Source organism: Massilia sp. UBA6681 (assembly GCF_002454935.1).
GTDB lineage: Bacteria > Pseudomonadota > Gammaproteobacteria > Burkholderiales > Burkholderiaceae_D > Telluria > Telluria varians.
This window is the reverse complement of the sequence record NZ_DKJX01000095.1, coordinates 47,467-74,441: the sequence shown is the minus strand read 5'-3', so window position 1 is coordinate 74,441 and position 26,975 is coordinate 47,467. Positions and strand designations below refer to the sequence as shown.

Annotated in this window: 23 protein-coding genes; 4 read left to right on the top strand and 19 right to left on the bottom strand. The window is 66.8% G+C overall.

All coding sequences use genetic code 11. From position 1 onward, the window contains the following. Positions 1–10 precede the first annotated feature (10 nt). Entirely contained in the window at positions 11–538 is a 528-nt protein-coding gene (locus B2R83_RS17050; protein WP_292043804.1) for a sterol desaturase family protein, read from the top strand. On the opposite strand, the gene crtB is transcribed toward B2R83_RS17050, so the two are convergent. From crtB to B2R83_RS17000, 10 genes are all read right to left on the bottom strand, one after another. Further along, positions 441–1,415 carry a 15-cis-phytoene synthase CrtB gene (gene crtB, locus B2R83_RS17045; protein WP_292043801.1) on the bottom strand — a complete coding sequence of 325 codons (975 nt, stop codon included), beginning with the start codon at positions 1,413–1,415 and terminating at the stop codon, positions 441–443. The genes B2R83_RS17050 and crtB overlap by 98 nt on opposite strands. After that, on the bottom strand, positions 1,412–2,953 hold the full coding sequence (locus B2R83_RS17040; RefSeq protein ID WP_292043799.1) for a phytoene desaturase: 1,542 nt from the start codon (positions 2,951–2,953) through the stop codon (positions 1,412–1,414). Before B2R83_RS17040 ends, crtB begins: the two co-directional genes overlap by 4 nt. Then, positions 2,950–4,119, bottom strand: a complete 1,170-nt coding sequence (gene crtY / locus B2R83_RS17035) for a lycopene beta-cyclase CrtY (RefSeq protein ID WP_292043794.1) — start codon at positions 4,117–4,119, stop codon at positions 2,950–2,952. Before crtY ends, B2R83_RS17040 begins: the two co-directional genes overlap by 4 nt. A gap of 4 nt (positions 4,120–4,123) precedes the next feature. Then, positions 4,124–5,431: a glycosyltransferase gene (locus B2R83_RS17030; RefSeq protein ID WP_292043792.1), complete on the bottom strand. Its 1,308-nt coding sequence runs from the start codon at positions 5,429–5,431 to the stop codon at positions 4,124–4,126. 17 nt (positions 5,432–5,448) lie between these two features. Next, complete coding sequence (locus tag B2R83_RS17025) at positions 5,449–6,450, bottom strand: polyprenyl synthetase family protein (protein ID WP_292043785.1); 1,002 nt, start codon at positions 6,448–6,450, stop codon at positions 5,449–5,451. A gap of 360 nt (positions 6,451–6,810) precedes the next feature. Then, positions 6,811–7,824: a porin gene (locus B2R83_RS17020; RefSeq protein WP_036216390.1), complete on the bottom strand. Its 1,014-nt coding sequence runs from the start codon at positions 7,822–7,824 to the stop codon at positions 6,811–6,813. Positions 7,825–7,964: 140 nt separating this feature from the next. Continuing rightward, entirely contained in the window at positions 7,965–9,173 is a 1,209-nt protein-coding gene (locus B2R83_RS17015; protein ID WP_292043783.1) for a PAS domain-containing sensor histidine kinase, read from the bottom strand. Positions 9,174–9,261: 88 nt separating this feature from the next. Next, a complete protein-coding gene (locus B2R83_RS17010; protein ID WP_292043781.1) occupies positions 9,262–10,689 on the bottom strand; it encodes a cytochrome P450 in 1,428 nt (475 codons plus the stop codon). 75 nt (positions 10,690–10,764) lie between these two features. After that, positions 10,765–11,541: a LytR/AlgR family response regulator transcription factor gene (locus B2R83_RS17005; RefSeq protein WP_209588709.1), complete on the bottom strand. Its 777-nt coding sequence runs from the start codon at positions 11,539–11,541 to the stop codon at positions 10,765–10,767. Between the two features lie 101 nt (positions 11,542–11,642). Further along, a complete protein-coding gene (locus B2R83_RS17000) occupies positions 11,643–12,917 on the bottom strand; it encodes a sensor histidine kinase (protein ID WP_292043777.1) in 1,275 nt (424 codons plus the stop codon). 280 nt (positions 12,918–13,197) lie between these two features. On the opposite strand from B2R83_RS17000, the gene B2R83_RS16995 reads away from it, so the two are divergent. Beyond that, entirely contained in the window at positions 13,198–14,136 is a 939-nt protein-coding gene (locus B2R83_RS16995) for an exopolyphosphatase (protein ID WP_292043775.1), read from the top strand. Between the two features lie 19 nt (positions 14,137–14,155). On the opposite strand, the gene B2R83_RS16990 is transcribed toward B2R83_RS16995, so the two are convergent. The 5 genes from B2R83_RS16990 to B2R83_RS16970 all read right to left on the bottom strand — a co-directional run bounded on the left by B2R83_RS16990 (position 14,156) and on the right by B2R83_RS16970 (position 19,352). Further along, positions 14,156–14,560: a hypothetical protein gene (locus B2R83_RS16990; RefSeq protein ID WP_051997010.1), complete on the bottom strand. Its 405-nt coding sequence runs from the start codon at positions 14,558–14,560 to the stop codon at positions 14,156–14,158. A 2-nt stretch (positions 14,561–14,562) separates the two neighbouring features. Next, positions 14,563–14,865 carry a metalloregulator ArsR/SmtB family transcription factor gene (locus B2R83_RS16985; protein ID WP_036216399.1) on the bottom strand — a complete coding sequence of 101 codons (303 nt, stop codon included), beginning with the start codon at positions 14,863–14,865 and terminating at the stop codon, positions 14,563–14,565. A gap of 79 nt (positions 14,866–14,944) precedes the next feature. Further along, positions 14,945–17,335, bottom strand: coding sequence for a sensor domain-containing protein (locus B2R83_RS16980; protein ID WP_292043772.1), 2,391 nt, complete (start codon positions 17,333–17,335; stop codon positions 14,945–14,947). A 131-nt stretch (positions 17,336–17,466) separates the two neighbouring features. Further along, entirely contained in the window at positions 17,467–18,735 is a 1,269-nt protein-coding gene (locus B2R83_RS16975) for a nitronate monooxygenase (protein WP_292043769.1), read from the bottom strand. Positions 18,736–18,866: 131 nt separating this feature from the next. Continuing rightward, a complete protein-coding gene (locus B2R83_RS16970; RefSeq protein WP_036216406.1) occupies positions 18,867–19,352 on the bottom strand; it encodes a YajQ family cyclic di-GMP-binding protein in 486 nt (161 codons plus the stop codon). 147 nt (positions 19,353–19,499) lie between these two features. On the opposite strand from B2R83_RS16970, the gene murB reads away from it, so the two are divergent. Together murB and B2R83_RS16960 are read left to right on the top strand one after the other, a co-directional pair. Then, positions 19,500–20,528 carry a UDP-N-acetylmuramate dehydrogenase gene (gene murB, locus B2R83_RS16965; RefSeq protein WP_292043766.1) on the top strand — a complete coding sequence of 343 codons (1,029 nt, stop codon included), beginning with the start codon at positions 19,500–19,502 and terminating at the stop codon, positions 20,526–20,528. A 176-nt stretch (positions 20,529–20,704) separates the two neighbouring features. Beyond that, positions 20,705–21,421, top strand: coding sequence for an SDR family oxidoreductase (locus B2R83_RS16960; RefSeq protein WP_292043765.1), 717 nt, complete (start codon positions 20,705–20,707; stop codon positions 21,419–21,421). On the opposite strand, the gene B2R83_RS16955 is transcribed toward B2R83_RS16960, so the two are convergent. From B2R83_RS16955 to argF, 4 genes are all read right to left on the bottom strand, one after another. Beyond that, the gene (locus B2R83_RS16955) at positions 21,422–24,049 is read right to left on the bottom strand and encodes a sensor domain-containing protein (RefSeq protein WP_292043762.1); all 2,628 of its coding nucleotides are present in this window, start codon (positions 24,047–24,049) and stop codon (positions 21,422–21,424) included. Between the two features lie 66 nt (positions 24,050–24,115). Beyond that, entirely contained in the window at positions 24,116–24,409 is a 294-nt protein-coding gene (locus B2R83_RS16950) for a GIY-YIG nuclease family protein (RefSeq protein ID WP_292043759.1), read from the bottom strand. A 269-nt stretch (positions 24,410–24,678) separates the two neighbouring features. Then, the gene (locus B2R83_RS16945) at positions 24,679–25,911 is read right to left on the bottom strand and encodes an argininosuccinate synthase (protein WP_027866212.1); all 1,233 of its coding nucleotides are present in this window, start codon (positions 25,909–25,911) and stop codon (positions 24,679–24,681) included. A 92-nt stretch (positions 25,912–26,003) separates the two neighbouring features. Next, the gene (gene argF / locus B2R83_RS16940) at positions 26,004–26,930 is read right to left on the bottom strand and encodes an ornithine carbamoyltransferase (protein WP_027866211.1); all 927 of its coding nucleotides are present in this window, start codon (positions 26,928–26,930) and stop codon (positions 26,004–26,006) included. Between the last annotated feature and the right edge of the window lie 45 nt (positions 26,931–26,975).

Sequence of the window (26,975 nt, the reverse complement as noted above, 5' to 3'; positions counted from 1 at the left end):
TTCATTCGCCATGTTGCTCAATGCCCTCATCGTCGTGCTCACCGTCGTGTCGATGGAAGTGTTTTCCATCGTCGCGCACAAGTATGTGATGCATGGCTTCGGCTGGGGTTGGCACCGCTCGCACCATGAACCCCGCCACGGCTGGTTCGAGAAGAACGACCTGTACGCCGTGGTGTTCGCAGGCGTGGCGATCGCCCTGATCTGGTTCGGCACCGAAGGCGCCTGGCCGCTGCAGTGGATCGGCGCCGGCATGACCGCCTACGGCGCCCTGTACTTCGTCGCCCACGACGGCCTGGTGCACCAGCGCTGGCCGTTCCGCTACACGCCGCGAAGCGGCTACCTCAAGCGCCTGTACCAGGCCCACCGCATGCACCATGCGGTCGAGGGCAAGGACGGCGCCGTCTCCTTCGGCTTCCTGTACGCGCCCCCGGTCCACAAGCTCAAGCAGGCCTTGCATGCGCAGCACGGGGGGCGTCCACCGCGGCGCCAGGACGCTGCCACAGCGCCGGATCGCGCGGGAGCGCCGCAGGACCACTGAAGCGCGAACCGAGGGCGCTCCCCGCGCCCTTGGCCAGCAGCCACAGCTTGGTCGCCTTGCCCGTGCCGGCGCGCTCGTCCCAGGCATGCGCGCCGCGCCGCTTGACCTCGATGCCGATCTGCCGGTAGACATTGCGTGCGCTGGCGATGGCCCAGGCCGAGCGCAGGGGCAGGGCGGCGATGCCCGCGCCGGCCGAGTGGTAGTAGGGTTCGGCGTGGTCCACCAGGCGCGCCGCTACCTTGGCCAGCTGCGCGCGGTAGCGCGGATCGGCCAGCTCGCGGGGCGGAATGCCGGCTTCGCGCAGCCACTGCGCCGGCAGGTAGCAGCGCCCCATGCGGGCGTCCTCGACGATGTCGCGCGCAATATTCGTCAGCTGGAAGGCGAGGCCCAGGTCGCAGGCGCGGTCCAGCACGCGCGGCTCCTGCGCGCCCATGATCGAGGCCATCATCAGGCCGACCACGCCTGCCACGTGGTAGCAGTAGCGCAGGGTGTCTTCTATGGTTTCGTAGTGCGTCTCCTGGACGTCCATCGCGAAGCCGGCCAGGTGGTCGAGCGCGAAGCGCGGATCGATACGGTGGCGCAGCGCCACTTCCTGGAAGGCGGCAAAGGCCGGGTCGCGCATCGGTTCGCCAAGGTAAGCGCGCCGGGTCTGGTCTTCGAGCACGGCCAGCTTGGCGGCGGCATCGCGCGGCGCGCCGCCCGGCAGGTTGAAACCGAGTTCCTGGCCGTCGACGACGTCGTCGCAGTGGCGGCACCAGGCATACAGCATCAGCACGCTGCGCCGCGTCGCCGGATCGAACAGGCGCGCAGCCGCCGCAAAACTCTTGGACCCGACTTCGATGCTGCGGGTGGCGTGGTCCATCAGCGCTTCGCTCATGCCCGCAGCTCCTGCGCGCGCGGCGCAGCGACTGGAGATTGCGCGGCTTCGCCGAGCATCAGGCCGGCCGTCGCCTTGGCCGAGCCGATCACGCCCGGCACGCCGGCGCCCGGATGGGTGCCGGCGCCCACCAGGTAGAGATTGGACAGCTCGCTGTCGCGGTTGTGCGGGCGGAACCAGGCGCTCTGGGTCAGGATCGGCTCGAGCGAGAAGGCCGAGCCCAGATGGGCATTGAGCTGGTCGCGGAAGTCAAGCGGGGTGAAGAAGCGGCTGGTGACGAGCTGGCTGCGCAGGCCCGGCATGTAGCGCTGTTCGAGGTAGTCGAAGATGCGGTCGCGGTAGCGCGGGCCTTCCACGGACCAGTCGATCGGGGCGTTGCCCAGGTGCGGCACCGGCGCCAGCACGTAGTGGCTGCCGCAACCGGGCGGGGCCAGCGACGGGTCGGTGACGCAGGGCGCGTGCAGGTAGAGCGAGAAATCCTCGGCCAGTTCCTGTCCCCGGAAAATGTCCTTGATCAGCTCGCGGTAGCGCGGACCGAAGCAGACCGTGTGGTGCTGCAGCTGCTCGTGGTGCTTGTCCAGGCCGAAGTAGAGCACGAACAGCGAATTGCTGAAGCGTTTCTTCTGCAGCGCCGCGCCTTCGGCCTTGCCGCGCGGGTGCTGGCCGAGCAGCTTGGCATAGGTGTGCACCACGTCGGCGTTCGAGGCCACCGCGTCGGCGCCGAACAGGCGGCCGTCTTCGACCCGCACCCCGGTGACCCGGTTGCCGGACGCTTCGATCTGCGCCACCGGCGCGTTCAGCTCGATGCGCCCGCCGATGTCCTGGAACAGCCTGACCATGCCGCGCACCAGGGCGCCGGTGCCGCCGCGCGGGAACCACACGCCCCATTGCCGCTCCAGGGCGTGGATCAGCGTGTAGATCGAACTCGTGGCGAACGGGTTGCCCCCCACCAGCAGCGAGTGGAAGGAGAAGGCCTGGCGCAGCTGCTCGTCCTGGATGAATTTCGCCACCAGGCTGTACACGCTGCGCCAGGCCTGCAGGCGCGCCAGCTGCGGGCCGGCCGCGATCATGTCGCGGAAGGAGAGGAAGGGCACGGCGCCGAGCTTCAGGTAGCCCTCGTCGAACACGGCCTTCGAATAGGCCAGGAAGCGGCGGTAGCCTTCCACGTCCTGCGGGTTGCGCGCGTGGATCTGGCGGTCGAGCGCCTCCTGGTCGTTGGCGTAGTCGAAGTGGCTGCCGTCTTCCCAGCACAGGCGGTAGAAGGGCGCGACCGGCAACAGCTCGACGTAGTCGGACAGGCGCTTGCCGGCCAGCGTGAACAGCTCCTCGATGCAGGAAGGGTCGGTGATCACGGTCGGCCCGGCGTCGAACACGAAGCCTTCGTCCTCGTAGACATAGGCGCGGCCGCCCGGCTTGTCGCGCTTTTCCAGCAGCGTGACCTGCATGCCGCTGGCCTGCAGCCGGATGGCGAGGGCGAGGCCGCCGAAGCCGGCGCCGATCACCACGGCCTGTTTGCCTTGTTCAATACGTTGGTTCATGCGGGTTTCCTGATCTGGTCTGGGTGAATCTTGCATGCCGCTGCCAGGGCTTGCGCCACCGGCACCGGCGGTTTGCCGCTGAGGACCCGCGCCTTGTCGGCCAGGCGCGGCCGGCCGGCATAGAAGCGCGCGATCAGCGGCGCCGGCAGCCGGTAGAAGCGCTGCATCACGCGCCAGCGCTGCTCCGGGCGGCCGGCGAGGAAGAGCATGCGGTTGAGCAGGCGGAAGAAGCGCTGGCCCTGCCATTCGCGCCGCGCTTCCATGCGGATCGCCGCGAACAGTTGCGGCGCTTCGAGCACGGGCAGGGCGGCGATGTGTTCGGCCAGGCGCACCGCGTGCGGCAGCGAATAGCCGGTGGTCGGATGGAACAGGCCGGCGCGCAGGCCACTGCTGGGCTGCCCGGCCAGCTCGTCCCAGAAGGCGTCGAAGTCGCCGGCCAGCACGATCGGCAGCGAGCCCTGTTCCTCGCGCAGCACGTCAAGCACCTGCCAGCCGCGCGCGGCCACGTAGGCCGCGATGTTGGCGCGCAGCCGCTCGGGCTGCCAGGCGGCGCTGTCGACGTAGTGGGTGTCCTCGACCAGCAGCCGGTCCGGGCCGAAGGGCAGCAGGTAGACGAAGCGGTAGCCGCCTTGCTGCTCGACCCCCGCATCCATGATGACCGGATGGGCCAGGCCGTGCGGCGCGGCCAGGCGCAGCTCCTGGCCCAGGAAGGTCTGGTAGCCCAGCGACAGATGGCCGCTGGGCCGCATGCCGCGCCCGTCGATGACGGCGCGCGCGCGGATGGTCTGGCCGTCCGCCAGGCGCACGCTGGTGGGCGTGAGCGACGCGATGCGCACGCGGGTGAGCAGGGCGGCGCCGAGCGCCGGCTCGATGACGCGCGCGAAATCGCTGGAAGCGATGCTGGCGTAGCCGCCTTCGAGCGTGCGCGCCAGCTCGGGGAAGGCGACGTCGTAGCGCGGCCAGCGTTGCGTGACGAGCGGGGCGATCCAGGCGCGCTGGGCGGGCTGAAGGTCGCTGTCGTGGAAGGACCAGGTATGGTTGCCGCCGATGTGCGCGCCGCTTTCCAGCAGCAGGATGCGCAGCTCCGGGCGCAGGCTGCGCAGGCGCCAGGCCAGCAGGCCGTTGGCGAGTCCGCCGCCGGCCAGCACCAGGTCGTAGTCGGGCATGGGCTTATCCAAGGGTAGCCGCATCCATGGCAAGCGGCCGGCGCCCGCGCTGCAGCGCCGCCTCGATGATGTCGGCCGCGCGCACGGTACCGCCGGCACTGGCCACGCTCTCGGCCATGGCGTCCAGGCGGGTGCGGAAGCCGTCCTCGTCGAGCAGGCGGCGCAGCAGGCGCGCCAGCCGGGCGCTGCCGGTCAGGCGCGCCGAGGCTTTCAGGCCGATGCCCGTGTGGACCACGCGCGCCGCGGTGCCGGGCTGGTCGAAGGCGATCGGCAGGGCCAGGATCGGGGTGCGCGCGGCGATCGCGTCCATGATGGTGTTCGAACCGGCATGCGAGACCACGGCGTCGGCGCGCTCGAGGGCCGCCTGCTGGTCGGCGAAGCCGCAGACCCAGGTCGCGCCGGCCGCCTCCAGGGCGCGCTCCTGATGCGCATCCAGGCCGCCGCAGTGGGCGACCAGCAGCTGCGCGTCGAGCGCGCGGCAGGCCCGCGCAATCCGCTTGAACAGCGCCAGGCGTCCGCCCTGCATGGTGCCGAGCGAGGCGAATACGAAGGGCTTGCCGGCCGCGATCGCGGGCATGAAGTGCCGGTTCGCGCTGCCGGGATGCGCGCCGGTGGGGCGCAGCGGCCCGACATGGTGGAAGTGCGGCGGCAAGGCGCGGCGCGGGAAGTCGAAGGCGGCCACCGTCTGGCTGACCTGGGCCAGGGGCGACAGGCAGTCGTGCAGGGCATCACGGGCCGGCAGGCCGAGGCGGCGCGCATTGGCTTCGATGCTGCGGCGGTGCGGCGTCATCATCCAGTCGTAGACGCGGGTGCTGCCCTCGTAGATGGCGCGGGCGCGCTCGTCCTCGGCATAGTCGAAGGGCATGACGGGCAGCGGGATGCCGGGCTCGCGGTTGACCGGCAGCGCGCAGGCCACCGAGACGAAGGGCAGGCCGAGTCCCTCGGCCACCAGAGCGCCGGCCGCTTCCATCTGGTCGGCGATGAGGGCGTCGATCCCGAGCGCGTCGATGGCGCGCGGCAGTTCGCGGCACAGCATGTCGGTGCTGCCCGCCATGTCGAGGATGACGCGGCGCAGGCCGAGGGGACTGCCGGGGTTGGCGGCGCGGCGCAGCACGGCGTCCAGCGAGCCGGGCGGATGGGTGGCGGCGCCTACCGCATGGAAGCCGATGCGCGGATCGGCGACATAGGCGCGCGCATCCGGGCGGTGCACGAAGCTGACGCGGTGGCCACGTTGCACCAGCTCGCCGGCGAGAGCGCCCAGGGCGCTGAAATGGCTGTAGAACGCGGGTGCGACGACCCCGAAGTGCGCCATGTGATGTCTTCCGTCTTTCAGTTCACCACGGCTTCGCGGCTGCGTGCGGCATCGACGCCGGCCGCGGGAGTCTCGGCGGCAAAATGCATGCGGGAACGGCCAGGTGCGAACAGGCTGTCGACGAACAGGCAGGTTGTTGCCTTGGGACCGAGGGCGGCCACCAGGTGCTGCTGCGCCTCGTGCAGGTGCCTGGCCAGGCGCCGCTGCGTTTCCTCGACGCCGAGCGAGGCCAGCACGGTGGCCTTGCCGAGGTCCTTGCCGGTGTCCTTGCCGCTTTCCTTGCCGGTGAGGGCCAGGTCCTGGCCCGGCAGGTCGATCAGGTCGTCGCGGATCTGGAAGGCGTGGCCCGCCGCCAGCGCGAAGGCGCGCAGCGAGGCCACCACGCGCTCGTCGGCCTGGCAGATGATGGACGCCATGTCGACGGCGACGCCGAGCAGCACCCCGGTCTTGAGTTCATTGGTGGTGGCGATCGCGTCGAGGGTGCGCGCGCCGCCGTGCAGGTCCTGGAACTGGCCGCGCACCAGTCCCTGGGTGCCGACGGTCTCGGCCAGCTTGGCGACCAGGCGGGCACGCGTGACCGGCGGGATGTCGGCGGCGCCCGCCAGCACGCCGAAGGCACGGCTCAGCAAGGCGACCGACGCCAGGATGGCGACATCTTCACCGTACTGCACATGGACGGCCGGCTTGCCGCGCCGCAGCTGGGCATTGTCCATGCAGGGCAGGTCGTCGAGCACCAGCGATGCCGCATGCACCATTTCGACGGCGCAGGCGACGTCCGTCAGGGCCGGCGAATTGCAGCCAAGGTCGCGCGCCACCAGCATCACCAGCAGCGGACGCATGCGCTTGCCCGCGCCCAGGGCGCCAGCGCGCATGGCCGCGCCCAGCAGGTCGGCCTGGTCGCCCGAGTCAGCCAGCAGGAAGGCCATGCGCTTTTCGACGCGCTCGCGCAGCGCGAGCAGGCCGTGCGGATCCGCTTCCGCGCCTGGGGGCAGGGCGAAGCCATTGATGGAGGCGTTCATGGCTCCGTTGAACCGCTGTGACTTTCGTGTCATGTGCTTTCCCCTTGTCGTCGAGAGCCAGAACAATAATTGCTAAATTTGCCGACGATCATACCGGAAGAAATATTGGGAATTCGATAATTTTTCAATTGTGCGCACGGGTCTTGAGGTATATGCGTGCTGCAACCTGCGAACCACCGCATCGATGTAGCAAACGTATTAAACTTGAAAATTAGGCCAGATTCGCTTGCGCCACGTATGGTCAGCGGGTCAAGCACGGGACGAGGGCGCTGCGCTCCGGCCAGTGGCCGGGACAATCATGAAAAAAGGCCGGCAAGGCCGGCCTTCCCGAGGCATGCGGCGCTGCGCCGCAAGCCTTTCTTAGAACGAGTGGCGGATGCCCACGTTGAACACGCGCGGGTCGGCACCCAGCGCGGTCGCCGGCGGCGCCACGGTCACCGACGACGAGGTGATGCCGAAGGCGGCGCGGCCGTTGTTGCGCAGCTGGGCATAGGTCGTGTAGATGTTGGTGCGCTTCGACAGCGCGTAGGTGTAACCCACCGACACGGTATTGCCCTTGGCGCCGTTTTCAAGCTTTTGCTGCTGGAAATTGACGAGGAACTTGCCCGGGCCGGCGGTGTAGGTGCCGCCCAGGTTGGCGTTCTTGTACTCGTTGTTGGCGCCGGTCGGGTTCGCGACCAGGTAGTTGCCCTTCACTTCGAAAGCGCCGAAGCTGTAGCCCGCGCCGAAGGCGTATTCCTTGTCGTCGCCGGTCGCCAGGCGCTCGAGCTGGTGGTAGCCGGCGCCCAGGTACAGGCCGCCGTTCTTGTATTCCAGCGACACGCCCATCAGGTCGCCCGACGGGTCGACGCTTTTTTCGCCGGTCGAGTAGGCGGCGTTGACGGTGAAGCCGCCCGCTGCGTTGCTCTTGTAGTTGACCGAATTGGCCAGGCGGCGGGTCAGGCGGCCGCTGGTGAAGGCCGACAGGTTGCTGCCGTACAGGCCCTGGCCCAGGGCGTCGGTGGCGGCTGCCACGGCGGCGATCGGACTGTATTCGCGGCCCACGGTCAGGGTGCCGAAGCTGCCCTGCAGGCCGACCACGGCGCGGCGGCCGAACATGGTCGAATCGGCGGCGCCGGTATCCAGGGCAACGCCCGCTTCGATGTTGAACAGTGCTTTCAGGCCATTGCCCAGATCTTCGGTGCCACGGAAGCCGATCCGGCTGCTCGACTGGTTGCCCGAGTTGATCACGGTGCGGCTGTCTTCACCCGGTGCGTCGGTGTCTTCCACGCCGATTGCCGCATCCATCACGCCGTAGATCTGGACGTTGGTCTGGGCGTTGGCGAACAGCGGCAGGGAAGACAGCAGCGCAGCTGCCAGGTACTTGAACTTCATGAAGAGCTCCTTTGGTTTGGACAGGATGTCGAGTTCTCAATAAACTCAGATCGACGCGGATCTTACCTAACGAATATGTCGACTTAATGACATGTTGCTATGTGACATCTTGTTATGCCAAAGGGGCAAGGCGGCTGGCGCTAGCTGGCGGCGTTCTCCCCGATGATGCGGCCGGCCAGCGGCAGTGCGATCTCGATGGTGGTGCCGGACATGCCTTCGCTGCTGATGGTGATCTCGCCGTGCATGGCCCAGACCCGTTCGCGCATGCCCACCAGGCCCAGCGATTCCTTCTTTTCCATGTCTTCGGAGCGGATGCCGCGGCCGTCGTCGCGGATGGTCAGCAGCAGCTCGCCATCAAGGCGGTCGAGCTTGAGCACTACCTGGGTTGCCCCCGCGTGGCGCGCGATGTTGGTGAGCGCCTCTTGCACGATGCGGAACACGGCGGTGCTGGCGGTATCGTCCAGGCGCAGTTCGGCTTCGTCGGCCAGCAGGGCGCAGGCGATCCCGTGGCGTTCGACGAAGTCGTCGCGCAAGCCCTGCAGCGCGAAATACAGGCCGCCTTCGTCGAGCGCGCGCGGGCGCAGGTTGGTGGCGATGCGGCGCAGCGAGGCGATCGCCATCATCAGGTTGGTTTCCATGCCCTCGATCAGGCGCTGGCTCGGCTCGGGCAGCCTGGCGTTCCCCTGCAGCAGGGTCAGGTCCATGCGCAGCGAGGCCAGCAGTTGTCCGAGGTCGTCGTGCAGTTCGCGCGCGATGTGGGTGCGCTCTTCTTCGCGGATGGTCTGCAGCGCCGAGGAGAGCTGGCGCAGCTGGTCGTGCGAGCGCGCCAGCTTCTGCTGCACCAGGTGGCGCTCGGAGACGTCGCGCAGGATCACGGTGCAGACTTCGTGCCCGTCGTGCTCGACGGTGGAGATCGAGCCCTCGATCGGGAACAGCTGGCCATTGGCGCGGATGCCGGTGACGGCGTAGTCGGTGGCGCGCCGCCCCGCGCGCCCGCCGCCGGCGGGAAAGTAGTCGCAGGGGGTCCTGGCATTGCGCACCGGCGCCTGGATGAAGCGTGCCAGCGAGCTGCCCTGCATGGCGCCGACGCTGCTGGCGAACATCTGGGCCGCGGCCGGGTTGGCGAACAGGATCATGGCCTCTTCGTCGATCGAGAGGATGGCGTCGCTGGCGCTGTGCACGATGCGGCGGCCGTCAAAGGCGCGCATGGGGCGATGCACCTCGCGCGCACGGCGCAGCGCCGCGACCGCCCGGCCGGCGCAGTACCCGCCCAGGAAGAAGAACACGAGAACCGCCGTGCCCGGACCGCGCCGGCGCAGGCGCCGCTGTGGTGGCCCCTGAATGCTCATGCAGAAGCTGAAAGGAAAGGCCTGGAGGCCGGGAGCTCTACATTACGGTGCGGCGGCGCACAGCGGATTGAGGCCACACAAGACCGTTCTAGCCTAGCTGGAAGCGCAGCGCAAAATTGTCCAGCGTCCCCGGCAACCGGTCCGGGTCTAGCGCGAGCCCTCCGGTCTGCGCCAGCGGGCGAGCGCCGAGCAGGGTGGCCAGCATGGCGCTGCTCAGCATCAGCACCAGGTGGCGCCCCGGGCACATCACCGGGCCGTCGCTGAAGGGGACCAGCGGCCAGCCCTGGCCGGCGGTCCGGCCGTCCAGCCACAGCTCCGGCGTGAAGCGGTCGGCATGCTCCAGGCGGGTATCGTCGCGGTGGAAGAAGGGCGCGTGGATCAGGACGCCGGTGTCGGCCGGCATGCTGCCGTGCTCCCAGCGCGTCTCGGACGTGCTCTGGCGCAGCACCATGGGCGTGGTCGGCCACAGGCGCAGCGCTTCCAGCATGCAGGCGCGCAGGAAGGGCAGGGGCTGCCCGGCCTGGCGCGCCGCGATCTCCTCGCGGGCGCGCGCCAGCTGTCCGGGATGGCTGGCCAGCAGGGCAAGGGCGCGGAAACTCGCCATCACGGCGGCGTCGAAGGCAAACAGCCATTGCGGCACCTGCTGGCGCGGCGCGGTCGTGGCGCTGCGCGCGATCCCGGCCATGTAGCCGGCCAGGCTGCCCGGCTCGGCGCGCTCGAGGTACATCTGGATGCGCGCCAGGAAACGCGCGCGCCTGGCAGGCATCTTCGGGTGGAAGCCGGCCCAGTTGGCGGCCCCGCGCAGGCGCACGATCAGGGCCTGCAGTTCCTGGTCATCGGCGGCGCTGTTGCCCAGCACCACGCGCCGGATCAGGCGGTACCAGCCTTCGGACCAGGTTTTCCAGTCGAGCGTGCCGCCAGCCTGCGCCAGCATGCGCGCCGCCTCTTCCTCGACGATCGGCAGGAAGCTGGCGGCCATCCGATGCATCGGATGCGCGGTGTCGAGCGCGGCCTCGTTGAAGCGGCGCCGGTCGGCGCGCTCGGGACCGGTCGACAGCAGCACGCCCTTCGGTTCGAAGTGCGAGAGCGCGGCGCGCTTTTCGGTGCTGACGGCGGAGAACGGAACCGGCGACTCGTCCAGCACGCGCTGGGCGTGGGCCGGATCCAGCACCACCGCCTGCTTGCGGATCAGCAGCGGCAGCATCAGGGGGCCGGGGCCGTACTTGTCGCGCAGCTTCTGCATGCGCCGGATGGCGCGGCGGTGGGTGTCGAAGCGCTCGGCCAGGGCCATCATCGGCGGACGGCGGATGATCACGCCCTGCGCCACCACTGGGGCAAAGACCTCGAGCCCAAGGGCGAGCGTGTCGAGCAGGCTGGCGCGCGGCAAGCCCTCATCGCGATCGGCGTGGGTAGCGGGAGCGGTCCGGGCGATGCGCCGGCCGGCGGCCAGTCCGGCGCCGAAGGCGCCGAGCACGCCGGCGGCCAGCAGCAGGGTGTCCTTGCGCGAATTCCTCATGGTTCATCCTGTCGAGTTCGTAAAACTTGACTGTACGACATTCGACAGGACGGGCGCGCACGGGCGCCGCCGGAATTACATCTGCTTGAACAGGTGCAGGAAGCTGCGGCTCACTTCCAGCTTCTCCGGCCGGCCCTTGACCAGCACCAGGTGCCGTCCGCGGATGTCGCGCGTCACGCCTTCGATCGCATTGACGTTGACCAGGGTGGCGCGGTGGATCTGCCAGAACAGCGAGGGGTCGAGCTCTTCGGCCAGGTCGCGCACCGGCTTGCGGATCAGGGCTTCGAAGCCGGCGGTCTGCACGCAGGTGTATTTTTCGTCCGAGCGGAAGAACAGGATATCCTCCACCGGAATCATGCGCAGGTCCTGGCCGATGCTGGCCTGGATCCACTGCAAGTGCTTGGGCTTCGGGGCGGCGATCTTCTCGGCCAGTTGCGACAGCATGGCCTGCACGCTGTCGTTGACGCTGGCTTTTTCGTTCGGACGCTCCAGGCGCTGCTTCAGGCGGTCGACGGTGACCTTCAGGCGCTCCGGCTCGGTGGGCTTGAGCACGTAGTCGATGGCGCCGCGCTCGAAGGCTTCCACCGCGTACTGGTCGTAGGCGGTGACGAACACGATCTGGCTGCGGTCGCCGATGTCGCGCGCCGCTTCCATCCCGGTCTTGCCCGGCATGCGGATGTCGAGGAAGGTCAGGTCCGGCTTGAGCTGCTCGACCAGTTCCACCGCTTCCTCGCCGTTCTTGGCTTCGCCAATGATGTCGAGCTCCGGCCAGGCCTCGGACAGGCGCAGGCGCAGCTGGTCGCGCATGAGTCGTTCGTCATCGGCGATGATCGCGGTAGGTGCGGTAGGCATGCTTGTCCCTGTAGCTATGTGATTATTGATTGATTATTCAATGAAACAGCGCGGCAGGCAAGCTCCTGGGGAGGCGCCGGCCCGCAGCCATGCACGGCGGGTCAGCCCGCCCTGGCGAGCTGGTAAGGCACCTCGATCATGGCGATCACGCCGCTCGGGCTGTTGGCCGCGATGTGCAGCTGGCCGGCGTCGCCGTGCAGCAGCTTGAGGCGGTCGCGGATGGTCTGCAGCCCGAGGCCGGTGCCGTCGCTCGGCACCACCCCGAAGCCGACGCCGTCGTCGGTGACGGTGACGAGCAGCTTGCTGTCGACCACTTCGGCCTGGATCTTGAGGGTGCCGCCTTCCGGCTTGCATTCGAGGCCGTGCTTGATCGCGTTCTCGACCATCGACTGCAGCATCATCGGCGGGAAGGCCGCGCTGCGCAGGCCCTCCGGCACCTGCATCACCACCGTCAGGCGCTCTTCCATGCGCATCTTGAGCAGGGCCAGGTAGGCCGTGACCATGTCCACCTCGCGCCCGAGGCCGGTGACGACGGCGTTGTCGCGCATCTGCGGCAGCACCGCGCGCAGGTACTGGATCAGGCTGCGCTGCATGGCCGAGGCGCGCGGCGGGTCGACCTGGATCAGGTGCTCGACCGAGGCCAGGGTGTTGAACAGGAAGTGCGGCTCGACCTGGGCCTGCATCATCTGCATCCTGGTTTCCGACAGCTGGCGCTGCATGGCTTCGCGCTCGGCCGCCGCGTTGGCCAGCTGGGATTGCGCTTCGGCGCGCTTCTTGCCGCCGACCAGGGCCTTGGTGCCGAACAGGGCCAGCACGAACAGCAGCACGAAGTTCATGAACCAGGTCGACGCCTGCTTGTGGTAGCGCGACACCTTCTGCTCGGCGGCGTCTTCCACGGCGGCGTCGATCGCGTTCGACAGTTCTTCGCTGATCTGCGGCGGCAGTTCGATGTGGACCGATTCGCCGCTGCTGCCCGCGGCCGCGGCGGGCGGCGCGCTCGGCGCCGGCGGCGCCGACGGGACGGATGGCGCATCGGGCGCGTCGGGTGCGCCTTCGGGATCCGGCGGCGCGGGCGGCTCCGGCGGCGTCGCGTTGCGCGGCCGGTTACGCGGATGGAAACGGATGCCGCTCTCGTCGATCAGGATGGCGGCGTCGCCGCCGCGCCGCTCGCGTTCGGCGCGCGACACGTATTCTTCGGCGGGCCCGGAGAACAGTTCCTCCTGCAGGATGGCGCCGGCGGTCAGGGTCAGGATCGCAAACAGGAAAAACTTCCACCACGACAGCTGGGTAACCCAGGTCGCCACGGCATCGAAGCCGCGGTAGAGCCACGACAGGACGCTCGAGAAATAATGCGGATTGGTGTTCCTGGCTTGCATATCGATCTTCGCTATTGGTGCAAGCGGCGAGTGTACCTCGTCGCCACCTGCGCGTGCCGGAAATACAATATTGCCGGCATCTACGACTGTTGGGATGATGCAACTTTACGCCTTGCCGCCACTGGCGGCCAGCGCCGTGCGACAGTCTGCACGATCCGGGGAATGGATTGCGTCCAGCTTTGCCAGGATGCGCCATCGCAAATGCTGACAGGCGGAAACGTTGCAAGGTATGATTCTTTGGACCGCAGTTTCGCTTTCCGACTCCAGAAAGGAAGTGCCGATGTCAGCCGACCAGCAAAAATTCCGACTCGTAACCCGCAGCGACTTCGACGGCCTGGTGTGCGCGGTGCTGCTCAAGCACCTCGACCTGATCGACGACATCCTGTTCGTGCATCCGAAAGACATGCAGGACGGCAAGATCGCGATCAGCGGACGCGACATCACGACCAACCTGCCTTATGTGCCGGCGGCCCACCTGGTGTTCGACCACCACCTGTCCGAGACCATCCGCAACACGGGCAGGCGCGACAACCACGTCATTCATCCCGAGGCGCCCTCGGCGGCGCGGGTGGTCTACGACCACTACGGCGGCGCCCGTACCTTCCCGGCCGCCTGGAACGAGATGATGGCGGCGGTCGACAAGGGCGACTCGGCCCGCTTCTCGCGCGAGGAGGTGCTGTTCCCGCAGGGCTGGAACCTGCTGAACTTCCTGATGGACGCGCGCACCGGCTTGGGCCGCTTCCACGACTTCCGCATCTCCAATTACCAGCTGATGATGGCCCTGATCGATTACTGCGCGGAGCATCCGATCGAGAAAATCATGGAACTGCCCGACGTACGCGAGCGCACCACGCTGTACTTCGAGCACAGCGAGCGTTGCAAGGAGCAGATCCGGCGCTGCGCCCGCGTCCACAAGAACCTGGTGGTGCTCGACTTGCGCAGCGAAGAGGTGATCTATGCCGGGAACCGCTTCATCATCTACGCCCTGTTCCCCGAGACGAATATCTCGATCCACGTGCTGTGGGGCGTCAGGCAGCAGAACACGGTATTTGCCACCGGCAAGTCGATCCTGAACCGGACCTCGAACACCAACATCGGCGCCCTGATGCTGGAATACGGCGGGGGCGGGCACGAGAACGCCGGTACCTGCCAGGTGGACAACGAGCTGGCCGAGGACGTGCTCGGCGCCCTCGTCAACCGCATCAACAAGGACGGTTGAGCGGAAAGCTCAGGCGCCCTTAATGGCCGGCGCGGCGTGCGCCGATTCGGATACAACCGAGGGCGGCGCAGGTCACCGCGGCGCCGAGCGCCAGGCCGCCGACCATCCCGGCTACGCCGATCGGGGCGGCGAGCCAGGCCAGCATGTAGCCGAGTCCGCCCAGCACCAGCGCCCAGCCGGCGAAGCGGCGCGCGGCCTGGTCGGCGCCCGGGGAGGCGCAGCGCATGCGCGCCGCCAGCGCTTTCGGAATGGCATTCGCATACACCACCACGATTGCGCCCAGCAGGACGCCGGCAAGGCGCCGCGCCCATTCCGGATCGAGGTAGGCCGGCGCGGCCCAGGCCAGAAGGGCGGATGCACCGAGGATGCAGGCAGCCGCCAGCACGGCGCGGCACAGGTGGGAAAGACGGGACGACGGCTTCATGCTTACTCCTTCGTTGGTGGAACAGCGGGGGGCTCCGGCCGGGTGAGGTTCAGCCCGAAGGCTTGCGCAAATCCCAGCAGGGCGTCTTCCAGCACCGACAGCCTGAGGCGGTAGGTGATGGTGCGGCCGTGTTTTTCCGGCGCGATCAGCCCGGCCGCGACCAGCACGGCAAAGTGGGCCGACATCGTCGGTTTCGACACGTCGAACAGGTCGGCCAGTTCGCCGGCGCCCATCGGCCCCTTCTGGAGGTGCTCGAGGACAGCGCGGCGGGTCGGATCGGACAGGGCTTTGAAAACGGAAGTCATGATCGATTGTTAGCTAAATATCGAACTATTGCAAGAAGTTTGATGCGGCTGCGTTGCAAAAATGCGGGGAGGGTAGGCCTCAGGCCTGGTGGCGCTGGCCGAGCATCTCGCGCACCGCCTCGGGCAGCAATGGCTCGCTGAACCATTGCCCTTGCAGCTGGTCGCAGCCGTGCGAGCGCAGGAATTCCACCTGGGCCTCGGTCTCGACCGCTTCGCCCACCACCGCCAGGTCGAGGTTGTGGCCGATGTCGATCAGGGTCTTGGCCAGCCGGCTGCCGCTGCCGCCGCTGTCGCCCTCACGGGCGATCTCGTGTACCGCCGCCTTTGAAAGCTTGACCTGGCGTACCGACAGCTGGCGCAGGAAGGACAGGTCGGAAATCCCCTTGCCGAACTCGTCGAGCGAGAGCGCCACGCCGACCTCGCGCAGCTGGGCCGACAGGTCGCGCCCCAGGCCCGGATTGCGGATCAGGTCGGCCTCGGGGATCTCGATCTCCAGGCTGCCGGGCGGCAGCGCGTAGCGTCCCATGCGTTCGGCCAGGCCGGGGATGAAGCCGTGCTGACTGTACTCGCGGTGCGAGACGTTCACTGACACCGGCAGGCCGGTATAGCCGAGCTGGCGCAGCTCCTGCAGGAAGGCGCAGGCCTGGTCCAGCACCCAGTTGCCGATCTCGATCATCTTGCCCGATTCCTCGGCCTCGGCCAGGAAGTCGGCCGGCAGCATGATGCCGTGCTTCGGGTGGCGCCAGCGCAGCAGCGCCTCGAAGCCGCGCACCTTGCCGCTCTTCGCGTCCATGCGGGGCTGGAACAGCAGGAACAGCTCGTCGTGCTCGAGGGCGCTGCGGATGCTGTCGGCCAGCGCGGCGCGCTTCTGGCTTGCCACACGCATCTCGGGCGAGTAGAAGTGCACGCCGCCGCCGTTGCCCTTGGCATGGTACATCGCCATGTCGGCCGCGTGCACCAGCTCGGCGGGGGTGGCGCCGTCCTGCGGGAACAGCGCCACGCCCAGGCTGGCGCCGACCGGGATCTCGTTGCCGCCGAAGGCCACCGGCATCGTCATCGCGCGCCGCAGGCGCTCGGCCATGCGCAGCGTGAAGCGTACCGAGGGCTGGTCGACCAGTACCAGCACGAACTCGTCGCCCGACATGCGCGCCACCGTGTCGCTGTCGCGCACCGCCGACAGCAAGCGGCGTCCGACCACCTTGAGCACCATGTCGCCGGCCTCGTGGCTGAAGGTGTCGTTGACGATCTTGAAGTTGTCCAGGTCGACCAGGATCACCGACACCATCGCTCCGTGGCGCTGGGCCAGGTGCACCGCGTGGTCGAGGCGGTCCCACAACAGGTTGCGGTTAGCCAGTCCGGTGAGGTGGTCGTGGTTGATCTCGTGCTCGAGGTGCTCGGTGCGCTGCTTGGTGGCGGTGACGTCCTGCAGGATGCCGATGAAGTGGGTGACCTCGCCGTGCTCGTCGCGCACCGGGGTGATGGAGAGGTCGTTCCAGAAGAGTTCGCCGTTCTTGCGCATGTTGCGGAAGACCACGTTGACCGGGCGTCGCTCGGCCAGGGCCAGGCGCACCTGGCTGCGCTCGTTGGTATCGAGCTTGGGCGCCTGCATGAAGCGGGCATCGCGCCCGATCGCTTCAATGGCCGGATAGCCGGCGATGTGCTCGAAGGCCGGGTTGACGTATTCGATGATGTTGTCGCGCCCGGCGCAGCGGGTGATGACGATGCCGTTGCTGGCCGCGTGCAGCGCACGCTCGCGCAGGAGCAGCTGGAGCTCCTTCTCGCGCCGCTTGGCGATGCTGAGGCCCATCCCGAACAGGTAGCGGTCGCCGTTGCAGCCGACACGCGCGCCGCCGACGATGACCGGCGTCTCGCGCCCGCTGCGCGACACGTAGTTCATCTCCATCGCCACCTCGGCGCCTTCGTCGAACACGCGGCGGAAGTTTTCCATGGCCTGCTTGCGTTCGCGCGGCTCGAACATCTCGAACACATGGGCGGCGGCGAGCTCGTCCGGCGTCATTTCGGTCATGCGTTCGAGGTTTGCGTTCCAGAGGATGAAGCGGCCGTCACGATTGATTGCGTAAAACGTACCGGGCAGCAGGTCGACCACGTCGGAGAGAGGGGTATTGCCGACCCGCTCGGATTCGGAGAGCGCATCGGCAGGGGCGATGAGGACGGAGGCGCTCCAGCCCTGCGGCTCGTCGCGCGCGTCGTACTGGCGCAGCAGGCCCAGGGTGGCCAGGCCCTCGCGTCCGCCTGCGAAGCGCATCCGCAGCTTGGCCCCGCCGGCGGCAGCCAGGGCCGGCCAGCCGGGTTTGCCGTCGCCGCCGGCGATGAGCTCGAGGATCTCGCGTCCCCGCGCCTGCGCCGAGGTCCAGCCGAACAGCGCCGCACAGGCGGGGTTCCAGGTCACGACCTTGCCCTCGTCATCGGTCAGGAAACAGACCTGCGCGGACGCTTCGATGGTGGACATGCCGGGGACCCTTCGCGAAAAACGCTCTTGGGGTGATCAGATTACACGCCTTCGCTTATGTGCGGCGCATAAAGCACAAAGCCACGGCGGACCGTGGCTTTGGAGATATGGAACGGCAAGCGAAGGCTGTATCAGGCCGCGACGGTTTCCTGCTTCGGCGGCAGCGCGATCTCGTTGTTCACGCTGAACTGGTAATCCTCGAAGACGTGCTGGGCCGACAGGATCTGGTAGCTGCCGTCCGCCAGGCGGTGGGTGGTGTCCTTCAGGCGGTAGGTGAAGTGGCCACAGGTCCAGCAGTTGAAGTTGCGCATGTGGGTGCACAGGCAGGTCTTGTCGAACACCGTGATGTTCTTGCCGTCCGGGCTGGCCTGCACTTCGCGGTTGTACGAGTTGATGTAGGCGCAGTTGCCGGTGGCGTCCAGCAGGTAGCCGTAGGACTCGCAGCCGGGGCGGATGCCGGAGCCGATCGCCGGCGTGCTCTTGAGCATACGCATCGGGTAGCCGGTCGGCGACACGCCGTTGACGATGATGTCTTCCTCGCTGGCGCGGAAGTATTCCTGCTTGACCGCATCCGGCATGCCGCACTCGTGGGTGACGGTGAAGCGGGTCGCCACCTGCACGCCACCGGCGCCTTTTTCCAGGAAGGAGACCGCGTCCGAGCCGGTGAAGATGCCGCCCGCGGCGATCACCGGGATGTCGAGCTGCTGCTCGCGCATGTAGGCATGGATCTCGTCCATGATGGTGTGCAGGTCGTACTGCTTCCAGTCGTCGATGCCGAAGCCGAGGTGGCCGCCGGCCAGCGGGCCTTCGACGATGATGTAGTCGGGCAGGCGGTTCAGGCGCGACACCTTTTTCAGGAACAGCTGCAGTGCGCGCACCGAGGACACGATGATGCCCAGGAAGGTAGAGCGAAAGCGCGGGTGGTCCTTGATCAGCTCGAAGGAACCCAGGTGCAGGCCGGCCGACATGGTGATGCCATCGATGCCGGCGTCCATCGCAGCCGACAGGCGGGTGCGCAGGGTTTCCTTGGGCGCGTTCATGGTCAGCTTTTCCATGCAGTTCACGAAGATCAGGCCATCGCCTTTTTTCGCTTCCATGGTCGAGCCCACGTGCAGGCGGGTCGCTTCGGCCAGGCGGTCGAGGTCGAACTGGACCACCGCCTTGTTCATGTTGTTGATGTTGAACTTGTAGAGCTTGGTCTTGTCCTTGACGAAGGTGGTGTCGAACTTGCGGTCCGACACGTCCTGCACCATCGCATCCGAGATGTGACCGATACCGCCGAGGCGGGCGGCCTCGAGGGCCAGTTCGGAGGTCGAGATGTCCACGCCCATCCCGCCGATCATGATGGGCACATATTCCTTGTTGCCCAGCTTCAGGCGGAAATCATCAACACGTTTCATTGCAATCCTTAAACCGCCGTAGTTCCCTACGCGTACATATGCATCGACAAGCCGCGCCCGTGCGCGGCCGTCATTCTACCCCAAGGCGGGGCGGGGTTTGCGCAGCCAATATAGCTGCGGAGAAGCTCGCGTCAATCGCGGAAGTTGTTGAAGGCCAGCGGCAGGTCCTGCACGTCCTTGCGCAGCAACGCCATGGCGGCCTGCAGGTCGTCGCGCTTGGCGCCGGTGACGCGCACCGATTCGCCCTGGATGCTGGCCTGCACCTTCATCTTGCTTTCCTTGATGAGCTTGGTAATCTTCTTCGCGTCTTCGGTCTCGATGCCGTTGCGCACCTTGATGACCTGCTTGACCTTGTCGCCGCCGATCTTCTCGACCTTGCCTTCGTCGAGGAAGCGCACGTCGACCTTGCGCTTGGCCATCTTGTTGATCAGGACGTCCTTGACCTGGCCGAGCTGGAAATCGGAATCGGCGAACAGGGTCAGTTCCTTTTCCTTTTGCTCGACATTGGCCGAGCTGCCCTTGAAGTCGAAGCGGGTGGTGATTTCCTTGTTCGATTGTTCGACGGCATTCTTCACTTCGACCATGTCTGCTTCGCAGACAACATCAAACGATGGCATGGCGGTTTCCTTTTTTCTTGGTATTGCTAAATAGATGAATCCCTCTATTTTAACGGACAACGCCTCCCGCAGGCCACCAGATTTGCCCGCATGGCAAGGGTCCGGGGCAGGCTTGCCCCTATAATGTCCAAAAAACACCCTGATGCCATGCAAGCCGACCTGCCCATCCTCGACGATTTTTCCCTCGCTTCCCTGAACACCTTCCGCATCCCGGCGCGCGCCCGTCATTACCTGCGGGTTGACGGCGCGGCGCAGCTCGAGGCCGTACGGCGCGACCCGCTGCTTGCCGGCTTGCCGCGCCTGGTGCTGGGTGGCGGCAGCAACCTGCTGTTCACCCGCGACTTCGACGGTATCGTCCTGCACATGGCGGGCCAGGGCAAGGAGCTGCTGGGCGAGCAGGACGGCCGCATCCTGGTGCGGGCCCAGGCGGGCGAGGGTTGGCACGCCTTCGTCCAGTGGACCCTTGCCCAGGGCCTGGGCGGGCTGGAAAACCTGTCCCTGATCCCCGGCACGGTCGGGGCGGCGCCGATCCAGAACGTGGGGGCGTACGGGACGGAAACCAAGGACGTCTTCCATTCCCTGAGCGCCTATGACATGGCCAGCGGCGAAGTGCGCACGCTGGACGCGGCCGCCTGCCGCTTCGCCTACCGCGACAGCATCTTCAAGCATCCGGAAGGGCGCGAACTGGTGGTGCTGGACGTCACCTTCGCCCTGCCGGCGGCCTGGACGCCGAACCTGCGCTATGCCGAGTTGGCCAGGGCGGTGGAAGAGGCCGGATTGACCGAGCCGACGCCGCAGGACATCGGGCGCATGGTCGAGGCGATCCGGCGGCGCAAGCTGCCTGACCCAGCCGAGATCGGCAATGCGGGCAGCTTCTTCAAGAACCCGGTCGTGAGCAGCGAGCATTGCGCGCGCTTGCTGGCCGAATTTCCGCAGCTGGTGCACCATGCGCAGGCGGACGGCAGCGAAAAGCTGGCGGCCGGCTGGCTGATCGACCAGTGCGGCTGGAAGGGCCGGGTGCTGGGCGCGGCGGGCGTGTACCCGAAACAGGCGCTGGTGCTGGTCAACCTGGGCGGCGCCCAGGGCGAGGACGTGGTGCGGCTGGCGCGCGCGATCCAGGAGGACGTCAAGGCGAAATACGGCGTGGAACTCGAACCGGAACCGGTGTTTATCTAGGATCTTTGTGACCGCAACACTTTAGTTCAACACCTTAGTCCAGCAGCATCAGCCCGTCGTTCCGGCGGAGGCCGGAACCCAATTTTGCACGCGTTCCAGCTGCTCAACAAACTTGGGCACCGGCCTTCGCCGGTGCGACGGTTTTTCGGATAGTGGACAAAAGGAACGGAGGCAGCATGATCAAGGCAGTCGTGACGGGCCACAGCCGTGGCCTGGGGGCCGCGGTGGCGGCGGAACTGGTGGCGCGCGGCATCCCCGTACTGGGGTTGGCGCGCGGACATGCGGAAATCGGCGAGGGCATGGAACAGGCCGTGGTCGACCTGGGCGACGCCCAGGCGCTGGCCGCCTGGCTGGGCGGGCACACGCTGCGCTCCTTCCTGGCCGGCTGCGACACGGCGCTGCTGGTCAACAATGCCGGCGTGGTGACGCCGGTGGGGCCGCTGGCCGAGCAGGACCCGGCGGCGGCGCTGCGCGCGGCCATCCTGAACGTCGGCGCGCCGCTGGCCTTGTCCGCAGCCTTCGTGCAGGCCGCGCCGCAGGCCGAGCGGCGCATCCTGCACATCTCGAGCGGGGCCGGGCGCAGCGCCTATCCAGGCTGGAGCGTCTACTGCGCCACCAAGGCCGCGCTCGACCAGCATGCGCGCGCGGTGGCGCTCGACGGCGACCCGCGGGTGCGCTGCGTCAGCCTGGCGCCGGGGGTGATCGATACCGACATGCAGGCCGAGATCCGGGCGACGCCGGATGAAAAATTCCCGCTCAAGCAGCGCTTCGTCGACATGAAGGAGGGCGGGGTACTGGTCTCGCCGGGCGCTTGCGCCGCGAAGCTGGTGGATTGCCTGCTGTCCAAGCGCTTCGGGCACGAGCCGGTCGACGATCTGCGCAACAGCGCTTAGTTACTGCCAGGCTAGCATCGTTTCGAACAGGTCGGCCGGCACCGGCCGCGAAAACAGATAGCCCTGGGCATAGTCGCAGCCGGCGCGGCTCAGGGCGAGGCACTGCTCCGGCGTCTCCACGCCCTCGGCGATGACCTTCAGTCCCAGCTTGTGGGCCATCACGATGATGGTCTCGGTGATCGTGCGGCTGAAGTTGTCGTGCACCAGTTCCTTCACAAAAGACTGGTCGATCTTCAGGTAGTCGATGTCGAGCCGCTTCAGGTAGCTCATCGAGGAGTAGCCGGTGCCGAAGTCGTCGATCGACACCTGCATGCCGCTCGACTGCAGCGCCGCCAGCTTGGCCAGCACCGTGTCCGACAGGTTCAGCAGCAGGCCTTCGGTGATCTCGACGTTAATGCAGCGCGGACCGAGGCTGATCTCGTCCAGGTGGGCCACCCAGTCGGCGGCATCAAGCTGGGACTGGAACTGCACCGGCGACTTGTTGATGCTGACCTGGAAGTCGCGCGCCAGCATGTCCGACCAGCGCTTCGAATAGTGGGCCGCGGTGCGGAACACCCAGTCGCCAATCTCGTGGATCAGGCCGGATTCCTCGGCGACGCCGATGAAGGTATCCGGCGACAGCAGGGCGCCGGAAGCATGGCGCCAGCGCAGCAGGGCTTCGGCCTTGACGATCCGGTTCGACGACAGGTCGACGATCGGCTGGAAATACAGTTCCAGCTGCTTGCCGGGGACGGCATTGCGCAGTTCGGCGAGCAGCTTGAGGCGCCGGATCGCGGCCGCCTGCATGTTCGCTTCAAAGAAGGTCAGCTGGTTGCGCCCGGCGGACTTGGAGCGGTACATGGCGTGGTCGGCATTGCGCATCAATTCTTCCGGGTCGCGCGCGTCCTCGGGATAGCGGGCGATGCCGATGCTGCCGGCGATGTACAGCAGCTCCTGCTGGATCGGAAAGGGCTGGGCGAGCGCATCCAGGATCGCCTGCGCGACCGCCTCGACGTGGGCCAGCTCGCGCGTTTCGCTCAGGATCACCGTGAATTCGTCGCCGCCGAGGCGCGCCACCGTGTCGCCCTTGCGCACGCAGGCCTGGATGCGCTGCGCCGCCTCGACCAGCAGCAGGTCGCCGGCGTCGTGGCCGAGCAGGTCATTGACCTCCTTGAAGCGGTCGAGGTCGATGAACAGCAGGGCGACTTCGCCGCGCTCGTCCTCGGCGCGCCGGATCGCCTGCTCGAGGCGGTCGCGGAACAGGGCCCGGTTCGGCAGGCCGGTCAAGGTATCGTAGTGGGCGCGCCGTTCGAGCTTTTCGGTGAACTGGCGGATGGTTTCTTCGCTGTGCTTGCGGCTGCTGATGTCGTCGATGAAGCCATACCAGATGGTGGCGCCGTCAAGGCCCGGGGATGGCGTCGCGATCACTTCGCGCCAGCAGTGCCCGCCGTCGGGCAGCTCGACCTGGAACTCGGCCCGCAGCGGCTGCATGCCGGCAGCCGAGCGCTCCAGGGCGCGGCGCAGGCGGACCCGGTGCTGCGGCACGATGCGCTCCGCCAGGCAGCCGAGGTCGGCCTGGATGGCGCTCGGCGCCAGTTCGAACAGCGTGTGCGCCATGTCGCTGATGAAGGGGCAGGCGAAGCTGCCGTCGGCGCGGTGCTCCAGTTCGAACAGGGCGCCCGGGACCTGCTGCGCCAGCTGGGCGAGCCGCTCGTGGCTCTTCTCCAGCGCCTGCCGCATGCGGTAGGCCTCGGTGATGTCGGTGATGGTGCCGATCATGCGCAGCGGCTGCCCCTGCGCATCGCGCGCGACGATGCTGCCGCGCGAGCGCACCCGGATCCAGTCGCCGGTGAAGCGGCGGATCCGGTATTCGCAGGTGTAGAGGGCTTCGTTGCCGGCCAGGTAGCGCTCGATGCAGCGCCGTACGTGGGCGTTGTCGTCGGGGTGGATGCGGGTGGTCCAGATCTTCGGCGTGGCGCCGTCCGGGTTGCCGCTGGCGCCCATGATCTCCTTCCACTTGGCCGAAAAGGTGACCGAATTCTCGTCCATCCGCCAGTCCCAGACGCCTTCGCCGGTCCCGTTCAGGGCCAGCACCAGTCGCTCTTCCTCGCGCCGCAGCGACTCGGCCAGCCGCCCCTGGGTGGCGAAGGCTTCCTCCAGCGCACGGTGGGCCTGCTGCAGCTTTTCCTCGCGATTGATGACGTCGGAAATGTCGTGCACGGTGCCGACCAGGTCGGTGCAGCGGCCCGCCGCGTCGAACACCGGCGTGATCGAGACCCGTCCCACCTTGCGGCCGGCCGGGTAGTCGCTGTGCTCTTCCCAGCGCTGGGTCTGGCCGGTGCGGATCGCGGCGCGGTAATGTTCGAGCACCATCGACAGCGAAGGTTCGGGGATGACTTCGTCGACGGTCTTGCCGATGACCTGTTCGGGCGTGAGCTGGGTGGCCTTGTAGAAGGCCGGGTTGACGTAGGTAAAGCGAAAGGTATCCCTTCCCTCGACCGCGTACTGGTAGACGACGTCCTCGATGTTGCGGTAGATGATGGCGATCGCGTCGGCCTGGGGCGTGGCCGGCCGCGCGGCGGGCGGGCTTGTCCTTGGGCCGCCGCTGACATGCGCCTGGAAGCTGTCGGTGTCGTCGTCGGGGGACATGGGCGCTCGATGGTGGGCAGGACCGGATATTCTAGCGCGAAGGAGAGGAACGGGCTGTTCTGGTGTTCAGGCGGCAATAGTGGGGTAGAGATCGTGCCAGGCGGGGTTGGTGGTTTGGATGAGGTTGATTTTCCAGTCGCGCGGCCATTCTTTGATTTGTTTTTCGCGTGTGATGGCCGAGATAATCTCGGAATGGGCTTCATACCAGACCAGCTGTCTCACCTTGTATTTCTTTGTGAAACCGGCAATGAACCCTTCCTTGTGTTGCCAGACGCGCTGGACCAGGTTGGCGGTGACACCAATGTAAAGTGTGCCGTATGGCCGGCTGGCAAGGATGTAGACGTACGAGGATTTTTCCATCGACGTATCCTCGGTCCAGCGTCTGGGCGGGATGCTGAGGGTACTCAAAGGAACTTGGGTTCCGGCCTTCGCCGGAACGACGGTTTCAAGGGCGACACTAAAGATATCGCACCGAAATTAGCACCTATAGCCCGTCGTTCCGGCGCAGGCCGGAACCCAATTCAGAAGCATTTAAGTAAAGCAAGTTAGCACTGGCAGCCCGTGCATATCGCCCGGTACCCATGAAAAAAGCCGCCTGATGAGGCGGCTTTCGAGGGGGGAAATAACGCTTACTTGCCGCGGGCCGCGCGTGCCTTGGCGGCGATGCGCATGCGCAGCGCGTTCAGCTTGATGAAGCCGCCCGCGTCCGCCTGGTTGTAGGCGCCGCCGTCTTCATCAAACGTAGCGATGTTCATGTCGAACAGCGAATCGGTCTTCGAATCGCGCGAGACCACGATCACGTTGCCCTTGTAGAGCTTCACGCGCACCCAGCCGTTCACGGTCTGCTGGGTATGGTCGATCAGGGTCTGCAGCGCGACGCGCTCCGGTGCCCACCAGTAGCCGTTATAGATCAGCGACGCATAGCGCGGCATCAGGTCGTCCTTCAGGTGCGCCACTTCGCGGTCCAGCGTGATCGATTCGATCGCACGGTGGGCCTTGAGCATGATGGTGCCGCCCGGGGTCTCGTAGCAGCCGCGCGACTTCATGCCGACGTAGCGATTTTCCACCAGGTCGAGGCGGCCGATGCCGTGCTTGCCGCCCAGGCGGTTCAGCTCGGTCAGGACTTCGGCGGCGCTCATGCGCTTGCCGTTCAGGGCCACGATGTCGCCCTTTTCGTATTCGATGTCGAGGTACTCGGCTTCGTTCGGCGCCTGTTCCGGCGACACCGACCAGCGCCACATCGATTCCTCGGCTTCCGCACTCGGGTTCTCCAGGTGGCGGCCTTCAAAACTGATGTGCAGCAGGTTGGCGTCCATCGAGTAGGGCGCGCCGCCGTTCTTGTGCTTCATGTCGATCTCGATGCCGGCATCTTCCGCGTACTTCAGCAGCTTCTCGCGCGACAGCAGGTCCCACTCGCGCCACGGGGCGATGATCTTGACGTCGGGTTTCAGCGCGTAGGCGCCCAGTTCGAAACGCACCTGGTCGTTGCCCTTGCCGGTCGCGCCGTGCGAGATGGCGTCGGCGCCGGTCTCGTTGGCGATCTCGATCAGGCGCTTGGCGATCAAGGGACGCGCGATCGAGGTGCCCAGCAGGTATTCGCCTTCGTACACGGTGTTCGCGCGGAACATCGGGAACACGAAGTCGCGCACGAATTCTTCGCGCACGTCGTCGATGTAGATGTTCTCCGGCTTGATGCCGAACTTGATCGCCTTGGCGCGCGCAGGTTCCAGTTCTTCGCCCTGGCCGAGGTCGGCGGTGAAGGTGACGATTTCGCAGTTGTAGTGATCCTGCAGCCATTTCAGGATGACCGAGGTATCGAGGCCGCCGGAGTAGGCGAGGACTACTTTTTTAATGTCGCTCATGGAAGATTCCAGTGTGGAGGGGGAGGTGGGGTCGGGATGGTCAGCCGGCCCTTGCGGGCCGACGATCAAACTAAAGGTTGTGGATGATGAAATTACTTGTCTTCGATACGGCCGAGCAGCAGGTACTCGATCAGGGCTTTCTGCACGTGCAGGCGGTTTTCCGCCTCGTCCCAGACGACCGACTGCGGGCCGTCGATGACGCCGGCCGATACTTCTTCGCCGCGGTGCGCCGGCAGGCAGTGCATGAACAGGGCGTCGGAGGCAGCGCGCGCCATCTTGGCTTCGTCGACGATGAAGCCGTCGAAGGCCTTCATGCGCTCGGCGTTTTCCTTTTCGTAGCCCATGCTGGTCCAGACGTCGGTGTTGACCAGGTGTGCGCCTTCGCAGGCGTCCGACGGGTTGTCGAACAGCGTGTAGCGCTGGGTGGACACCAGCTTCGGATCCAGGTCGTAGCCCTTCGGCGTGGAGACATTCAGGTGGAAGCCGAACACCTCGGCCGCCTGCAGCCACGAGTACAGCATGTTGTTGGCGTCGCCGATCCAGGCCACCGTCTTGCCGGCGATCGGGCCGCGGTGCTCGTAGAAGGTGAAGATGTCGGCCAGCACCTGGCAGGGATGGTGTTCGTTGGTCAGGCCGTTGATGACCGGGACGCGCGAATTGGCGGCGAAGCGTTCGATGATCTCCTGGCCGAAGGTGCGCACCATGATGATGTCGCACATGCGCGACATGACCTGGCCCGCGTCTTCCACCGGCTCGCCGCGGCCCAGCTGGCTGTCGCGGGTGTTCAGGTAGATCGCGGCGCCGCCCAGCTGGTGCATGCCGGCTTCAAAGGAAAGCCGGGTACGGGTCGAGCTCTTCTCGAACACCATCACCAGGGTGCGGTCGACCAGCGGGTGGTAAACCTCGTAGGCCTTGAACTTGCGCTTGATGACCTTCGCGCGCTCGATGACGTATTCGAATTCGTCCGCGCTGAAGTCGGAGAACTGCAGGAAATGCTTGATGGGCTTTGCGACTGGCATATCGTCTTTGCTTGAGTGTTATCCCTTGAATTATAAGGGTTTTTG

Bases quoted from the DNA above. Each gene is read 5' to 3' on its own strand.
- B2R83_RS17050 (WP_292043804.1), top strand. From the start codon at position 11: ATGTTGCTCAATGCCCTCATCGTCGTGCTCACCGTCGTGTCGATGGAA.
- crtB (WP_292043801.1), bottom strand. From the start codon at position 1,415: ATGAGCGAAGCGCTGATGGACCACGCCACCCGCAGCATCGAAGTCGGG.
- B2R83_RS17040 (WP_292043799.1), bottom strand. From the start codon at position 2,953: ATGAACCAACGTATTGAACAAGGCAAACAGGCCGTGGTGATCGGCGCC.
- crtY (WP_292043794.1), bottom strand. From the start codon at position 4,119: ATGCCCGACTACGACCTGGTGCTGGCCGGCGGCGGACTCGCCAACGGC.
- B2R83_RS17030 (WP_292043792.1), bottom strand. From the start codon at position 5,431: ATGGCGCACTTCGGGGTCGTCGCACCCGCGTTCTACAGCCATTTCAGC.
- B2R83_RS17025 (WP_292043785.1), bottom strand. From the start codon at position 6,450: ATGAACGCCTCCATCAATGGCTTCGCCCTGCCCCCAGGCGCGGAAGCG.
- B2R83_RS17020 (WP_036216390.1), bottom strand. From the start codon at position 7,824: ATGAAGTTCAAGTACCTGGCAGCTGCGCTGCTGTCTTCCCTGCCGCTG.
- B2R83_RS17015 (WP_292043783.1), bottom strand. From the start codon at position 9,173: ATGAGCATTCAGGGGCCACCACAGCGGCGCCTGCGCCGGCGCGGTCCG.
- B2R83_RS17010 (WP_292043781.1), bottom strand. From the start codon at position 10,689: ATGAGGAATTCGCGCAAGGACACCCTGCTGCTGGCCGCCGGCGTGCTC.
- B2R83_RS17005 (WP_209588709.1), bottom strand. From the start codon at position 11,541: ATGCCTACCGCACCTACCGCGATCATCGCCGATGACGAACGACTCATG.
- B2R83_RS17000 (WP_292043777.1), bottom strand. From the start codon at position 12,917: ATGCAAGCCAGGAACACCAATCCGCATTATTTCTCGAGCGTCCTGTCG.
- B2R83_RS16995 (WP_292043775.1), top strand. From the start codon at position 13,198: ATGTCAGCCGACCAGCAAAAATTCCGACTCGTAACCCGCAGCGACTTC.
- B2R83_RS16990 (WP_051997010.1), bottom strand. From the start codon at position 14,560: ATGAAGCCGTCGTCCCGTCTTTCCCACCTGTGCCGCGCCGTGCTGGCG.
- B2R83_RS16985 (WP_036216399.1), bottom strand. From the start codon at position 14,865: ATGACTTCCGTTTTCAAAGCCCTGTCCGATCCGACCCGCCGCGCTGTC.
- B2R83_RS16980 (WP_292043772.1), bottom strand. From the start codon at position 17,335: ATGTCCACCATCGAAGCGTCCGCGCAGGTCTGTTTCCTGACCGATGAC.
- B2R83_RS16975 (WP_292043769.1), bottom strand. From the start codon at position 18,735: ATGAAACGTGTTGATGATTTCCGCCTGAAGCTGGGCAACAAGGAATAT.
- B2R83_RS16970 (WP_036216406.1), bottom strand. From the start codon at position 19,352: ATGCCATCGTTTGATGTTGTCTGCGAAGCAGACATGGTCGAAGTGAAG.
- murB (WP_292043766.1), top strand. From the start codon at position 19,500: ATGCAAGCCGACCTGCCCATCCTCGACGATTTTTCCCTCGCTTCCCTG.
- B2R83_RS16960 (WP_292043765.1), top strand. From the start codon at position 20,705: ATGATCAAGGCAGTCGTGACGGGCCACAGCCGTGGCCTGGGGGCCGCG.
- B2R83_RS16955 (WP_292043762.1), bottom strand. From the start codon at position 24,049: ATGTCCCCCGACGACGACACCGACAGCTTCCAGGCGCATGTCAGCGGC.
- B2R83_RS16950 (WP_292043759.1), bottom strand. From the start codon at position 24,409: ATGGAAAAATCCTCGTACGTCTACATCCTTGCCAGCCGGCCATACGGC.
- B2R83_RS16945 (WP_027866212.1), bottom strand. From the start codon at position 25,911: ATGAGCGACATTAAAAAAGTAGTCCTCGCCTACTCCGGCGGCCTCGAT.
- argF (WP_027866211.1), bottom strand. From the start codon at position 26,930: ATGCCAGTCGCAAAGCCCATCAAGCATTTCCTGCAGTTCTCCGACTTC.